Source organism: Candidatus Latescibacterota bacterium, from assembly GCA_019038625.1.
GTDB lineage: Bacteria > Krumholzibacteriota > Krumholzibacteriia > Krumholzibacteriales > Krumholzibacteriaceae > JAGLYV01.
In genome coordinates, this window is record JAHOYU010000195.1 from 20980 (window position 1) to 27169 (window position 6190).

Annotated in this window: 6 protein-coding genes; 2 read left to right on the forward strand and 4 right to left on the reverse strand. The window is 50.4% G+C overall.

All coding sequences use genetic code 11. The features are described 5' to 3' along the window. Nucleotides 1–53: 53 nt before the first annotated feature. From KOO63_13575 to KOO63_13585, 3 genes are all read right to left on the reverse strand, one after another. Nucleotides 54–2360: a patatin-like phospholipase family protein gene (locus KOO63_13575; protein ID MBU8922841.1), complete on the reverse strand. Its 2307-nt coding sequence runs from the start codon at nt 2358–2360 to the stop codon at nt 54–56. Between the two features lie 49 nt (nt 2361–2409). Then, nucleotides 2410–3609, reverse strand: coding sequence for a hypothetical protein (locus KOO63_13580; GenBank protein MBU8922842.1), 1200 nt, complete (start codon nt 3607–3609; stop codon nt 2410–2412). A 221-nt stretch (nt 3610–3830) separates the two neighbouring features. After that, on the reverse strand, nt 3831–4262 hold the full coding sequence (locus tag KOO63_13585; protein MBU8922843.1) for a single-stranded DNA-binding protein: 432 nt from the start codon (nt 4260–4262) through the stop codon (nt 3831–3833). A gap of 270 nt (nt 4263–4532) precedes the next feature. On the opposite strand from KOO63_13585, the gene KOO63_13590 reads away from it, so the two are divergent. Both KOO63_13590 and KOO63_13595 read left to right on the forward strand, forming a co-directional pair. Further along, nucleotides 4533–5006 (forward strand): redoxin domain-containing protein, encoded by a 474-nt coding sequence (locus tag KOO63_13590; GenBank protein ID MBU8922844.1) that lies wholly within the window; start codon nt 4533–4535, stop codon nt 5004–5006. Between the two features lie 273 nt (nt 5007–5279). After that, entirely contained in the window at nt 5280–5432 is a 153-nt protein-coding gene (locus KOO63_13595) for a hypothetical protein (GenBank protein MBU8922845.1), read from the forward strand. Between the two features lie 47 nt (nt 5433–5479). Here KOO63_13595 and KOO63_13600 read toward each other — a convergent pair. Beyond that, the coding region (locus tag KOO63_13600) for a class I SAM-dependent methyltransferase (GenBank protein MBU8922846.1) at nt 5480–6190 on the reverse strand (711 nt) is incomplete at its 5' end.

Sequence of the window (6190 nt, forward strand, 5' to 3'; positions counted from 1 at the left end):
GGAGATATTTCACGTTAAAATATATAAACCGGATTGCCTGATTACCAGAATAATCAGAAACTGCCGAACTGGCGTCCGGCTGTAAGAAAGAACGAATCGTCTCCGCCTTCTGTCCTTCCATATCCTATCTTGACGGGTCCGAATATCGTCTTCAATCCAGCGAAAACCGCTCCTCCGAAATCGAGGTCATCGGCAGAAACGTCGTCCATCGTGTCCCAGACATTACCGACCTCAGCATAGGCCCCAATATAGAGAGTGGGTCCTACAAGAAGTTTTCCCTCGACGACAGGCAGATAGAATCCGGTTCGTGCCGAGGCAAATGCTCCCCCACGCTTCTGCCCCTCCTTAAGACCAGCGAAGGAATGAGGCCCACCGAAAAGAAACATTTCGTCAAACGGTATCTTCGTATCCAGATCGCTGCCGCCCGAGACCGTGCCGAATAATGTGAGCTCTCGAATGGAGACAAAATGAGCGCCATCGAACGAAAGAGTCTCGTATTCTTCTTCTCCCCCGAATTTCTTTATGGCAGAATAGAATCTGATCGATGCAGCTCCTCCACTGGAAGGAAAGTCAGGGTCGTCGAGGAAATCTGTGATCATACTCGCCTTCATCGCGTTCCTCGTCTTCCACTCCTCAGGAATATCGATCTTTCCCACGTCGATGACCGTGTTGATCCTTCTGTGCTCGATCCCGAAACGGAATTCCGCGAACTTGCCCATCTGCAGCCCGGCATCGATCCCCACTCCGACATACCTCGCCTGGTACTCGGCTGTCTTGTGATCATCCTCGAAAATATTTCTTGTTCTCGTTACCGCTTCCACCGATGAAGAAATAAACAGGACACGCGATGGTTCGAGGGGCTGGAACCACTCAATACTTATCCCTCTCGACAACCCCAGCCTAAGGTCGGCACGCAGATCACCACCGAACCTGTTCATCTCCAGCCTGGAATACCTGGCCAGGACGGCGAAATCAGAGCGGCCATTGAGGTCATCTATATAATCGACTCCCAGACTGAGTATGTCCGGAGAATAGAATTTTTCTCTTAACAGAATTAAAAGTACCGTTTCGCCACTCTCTTCGATAAGCCTGTAATCGACAGATTCAAAGATCCCCAGTTCATAGAGACGGAGAAAATCGGCCCTGAGTCTTTCTCTGTCGAAAGGCTGCCCGACCTCTACAGACAACCTTCTTTTTATCTCACGGTCGTCGATCCTGGTCATGTTGTCGATACGGATCTCCGATATCATCTCGTGAGCTGGCAGATGCCTGGTGGGTCGATGACTACGTTGTCTCTTGAGAAACCGCGAATATTCCATCTTACTCCGGGAGAACGGAGAAAGATCTTCTATAAATCTCCTGGCCGATTCCTCTCCGGTAGCGATGATGTTTTCAGCGTTCCCGAAATCCCCGGGGCTTACCCCTTCGAGGCTCAGAGGAATATAGATATTCGCCAGATCCAGCACTGCCTTCGATGTCTGCTTGAGAAAGATATTAAAAGACTGGCGCGACACATCAGCAAGTGAACGGATAGTGCCCGCGGAGTTCTCGTCGATCTGCACACCTACATCGATCGCGATGATGATATCCGCCCCCATCTCCTTGACGACATCCACGGGAAGATTCCGGACCAGGCCTCCGTCCACAAGATACCTGCCACCGAGATGGACCGGAGCAAATACCCCCGGTATAGACATGCTGGCCCTTACCGCGTGGACCAGACTGCCAGAATCGAGCACGACCATCTCTCCCGTTTCCAGATCCGTAGCGACCGCCCTGAATGGAATATTCAATTCGTCGAAATCCTGACGGTCAGTCGTATAGATGGCCGGAATGTCAATTGCAAGAGCGAATTTCTGGCCGGCTACCAGACCAGGCGCCAGCACCGGTTTGAGATCCTTTATCCCCAGCTCGAAGTCGAAGAACCGGGCTCCGCTGTCCTGTTTTCGCCTGAACGTCCTCTCGCTGCGTTTCTTGTGATCGGTGAAGAGGTCTTCCCAGTCCATATCGAGCATCACCTGCTCTATCTCCCCGGGAGAAAGACCGGCCGCGTAGAGTCCCGCGACGATCGACCCCATGCTCGTACCGGCAATATAGTCTATGGGAATACCCTGCTCCTCGATGACTTTCAACGCGCCGATAAGAGCCAGACCCCGGGCTCCCCCGCCACTCAGCGCGAGCCCGATCTTCGGGCGCTCGGCTTTGACGGAAGATTTCATTGGGTCGGATGATTCCATCGAAAAAGCAGTGCCATGGAGGAAGGGTATCGACATCAATGCCACCAGGCAGCACAGGATCACGGCCCTGGCCGCAGCCATGGAGGGCATCACACCTGCACGATCTGGGTGTAGAGGTCTCATGGGATTCATCCTTGCAGAAAGATCCCCTTAAGACAACAGATATTCACTATTATTCCGCTTCGAGACTATTCAACATTTCGCGGGCGGGAGTCATATTCGGCATGATCTCGAGACACCTCCTGAACAACTTTATGGCGTCATCCCTCTCGCCCTGTCCGCGTTTTATATTCGCGAGTTGCCATAATCCGTTCAGTGAACGTGGATTTTCCTCAAGCAGGAATTCCAGCATCTCGACAGCTTCAACTGTCCTGCCTCGCCTATTCAAGTCGACCGCCTTGAAAACCATCGGCAGTTCTGGATATCCAACATCGAACCCTAGCTTCGCAGAAAGCGCATCGTAATGGGATGTGAAATCCTTGAGTCGGTCGACCTTCCTGTCCTCTGGAAACTTGTAATCAGCAAAGAGGTTTTTCAAACCATCCTTCTGATTCGGAGATGGAATGAAGTCCTCGTTATCATCTATGTAGATCATGTTCAGATCGAGGTTTCCCGGGGCAAGGCGCGAGGTCATCTCCGCAAACCGACGAGCAGATTCGACCGCTTCAGTAAGCTCCCGGTTAAGAGTCTTCGTCACGCAGGAGATCTGGAGACAGGTGTATGCCGGCAGATCAGCGCCAAAAAACGATTCTGCGCGTTCCATCAATATCTCTCTGCAATTATCCGCTTCAAAGGGATTGTTTAGTATATAAGCATCGAAAAGATCCGATTCGCCGGTAAGCACGTAGAGACCGAATACAGCCCCGGCCTGGGGACCGACCAGTATACGAAAATCCTTCGTTTTGTACTCGCTGTCGATAAACGGGATCATCTCCTCGCGGACGAACTCGATGAACTGGTCTATACGACTCGACAACCCCCTCGTCGCAACGGGTCTCAGGTCCCTGTATCGCTCAACGTTCGCGACACCCACTATAATAAGCTCCGGGATGGCGCCCATGCTGGCAAGCCTGTGAATATGGTGTACCGTCTCAGCGAAATACCCCTTCACCTGATCGCCGTACAAAAGGTAGAGGACAGGATAACGAAACTCCGTTCCCGCATAATTCTCCGGAAGCGACACGAGCAAAGTGCGTTCGTCGCCCAGAGCCTCTGAATGGATCTTCCTGATCGTGCCTATCGAGACGGGCGCCCCATCCTCCAGTTCGAGGACCGGCCGGGCTGACAACTGCACCGACAAGATCGGCAGCATGAGCAGGAAAATCGAAACAAGAATCTGGATATTCAGAATGACAGGTCTGTCTATTTTCATTTGACCCTCCCCTAAATGGATTCCCTGATGCTATCGTTCCACCATCATTCTGCATGATGGTGTTAAATATTTAACAGTAAGTAAAGTGGAAAGTTCCGCAGAACTAAAAAAACCGGGTCGACTCCGGTCCCATCAGAGAGACCTGCCGACCCGGCAGAACCTTTACGGGCAGATTTTCGTGAGGTTGCCTCAGAGGAGGGCTCATTCCTCACTGACGCAGTCTAGAACGGCAGGTCGTCGTCATCAGCCGGAGCCTGCGATCCGCCATCTTTGTTCGGCGTTTCCTGTGATTCGGATGGAGAATAGCCTCCATCTCCAGCACGGCCAAGCATGACCATCTGGTTAGCTATGATCTCTGTCGAATACCGTTTGTTACCGGACTGATCCTCCCAGTTTCTCGTCTGGATCCTGCCCTCGATATAGACCTGCTTGCCTTTCTTCAGATACTGCCCACATATTTCGGCGAGTTTTCCGAAAGCGACGACGCGGTGCCATTCCGTCCTCGTTTCCCGTTCTCCCTCGCGGTTTTTGAAATTCTCACTGGTCGCCAGGCTGAAATTCGCAACCTGCGTACCACTTGTAGTAGCTCTCATTTCGGGGTCCTGCCCCAGATTGCCGACGAGGATAGCTTTGTTTACGCCACTCATCACCACACCTCCTGCGATAGAAAAAATAATGAACCGTTCTGACACATCCGCATCCCATCCTCCCCGTAAGGTTCGGGTCGGATTGTACCTGAATCTGTCCAGTAGTCAAGGATATTCAACACTGGGTAAATTTCCTTATTCCTGTTGAAATATGTGATTTTCATCTTCAAGATACTTGACAAAATCAACTATTTGATACATAAATAGAATGAAACCTGTTTGATAACGGTTGTAAGCACCTTCACCGGGGTGACATTGAAAAAGGGAGAATAGATCATGAGTGAAATAAAGATCGGCGATCAGGCCCCCGACTTCGAACTTATCGAGACTTTGGAGAGCAATTGGAAGCTCTCGGACCACCTTGGTGGCAAAACCATAGTACTTCTCTTTTTCCCGCTTGCCTATTCTCCGCCCTGCACGGAAGAACTATGCGGTATTAGAGATGGTTTTAACGAATTCCAGAACCTGGATGCGGAGGTCATCGCTGTAAGCGTCGACCATCCGTTCGTACTGGACAGCTGGAAGAAAGAACTCGAATTACCGTTCTCGTTGCTGAGCGATTTTAACACCGATGTGTGCCGGAAATTCGGAGCGTGCCACACCCAGTTAGGCCCCCTTAAGGGTGTAGCAAAAAGATCCGCTTTCGTTATCGATAACGAAGGCAAGATCCGATACCAGTGGATCTCTGACGACCCCGGTGTACTCCCTAACATAGATGAGATCCGCCAGGTACTCGACGGTCTGAAATAACTGGCGCCTTTACAACATCTCAGCATGAGCCCGCCGCCTTCCCCTGGCGGCGGGTTATTTTTTGACCCGAACAGACTCTCACAGAAGGACCAGGTCGCAGATCATTGACACCAGGACATTTCATAAGTGTCTGGACCTTCCCGCTGCTCTCGTAAACGGGAATATTCTCTTGAAAATCAGTTCTGTTTGTGTAAAGCTTGACCCAGCGTAAAGGCAACAACACAGGGACAAATACCAGCATAAATTAATTTTCTGAGCAAAAGGAGAAAAGCGATGAGTGCTAAAGGTATCTGTGACAAATGCGGGAGCAAAGCGAAAGTCTATCTTTGCGAATCGTGCGGTAAGTCTTTCTGCAAAAACTGCCTGAAGAAGACGATGATGAAGCTCGCGAAATGCCCTGTTTGCGAACATCACATCGACAAGTAAGTTATCTTGACCAGACAGTGAGGCATTTCTCTAAGACTGCATTTATACTACTTTATCGCTGTATAATTACATCCCCTTCTAAGCACATCGGCCAGAAATTTGGTCGCACTTCCCATGGTAATTATCCTGAACACTATGGATTTAATTCCTCTGCGAGTACTTGTCCTGCTGACATCCCATCTGTCGTAAACCTTCCTGAACCCGTGTTTTTTCAGGATCCTGCGTGCTTTCCATGGTGTAAACCAATGTATCGCGGGGTGCTCTGTATATCCGATCAGCTCGGGTTTGTTGACCTTTGCCCAATTCATGATCTTCAGCTTGAGTCTGTTCGGATACCACCCGAAAAAGGGAAAACCTGTTATTTCGGAAGTCAGGGGGCAGAGAGAACTTGCAGAGTTAAACCAGAAAAGGCCACCAGGCCTCAGGATCCGGTATATCTCTGAAATCGAAGATTCGAGATTTTCGACATGCTCCAGCACGGAGGTAGCCAACACTATATCAAAACTATTGTCATCGAAAGGCAGTTCCTCCGCTCTACCCTTCCTGATATCGATTGGTACACTCAAGTGCTCAGAAAGTCTGCTCGCTGTCTTCCTTGCTTCATCCCACGGTTCCACGCCGACTACCCTTAATCCAAGTTTCTGGTATGCGGCGACGTACTCCCCCTGAGCCGCTCCGATATCGAGTAGTTTTGCACCATCCGGAATGCTCACAAGACTCCTCAATCTGTTCATACGCAGTTCAGCATCGTTATAAAC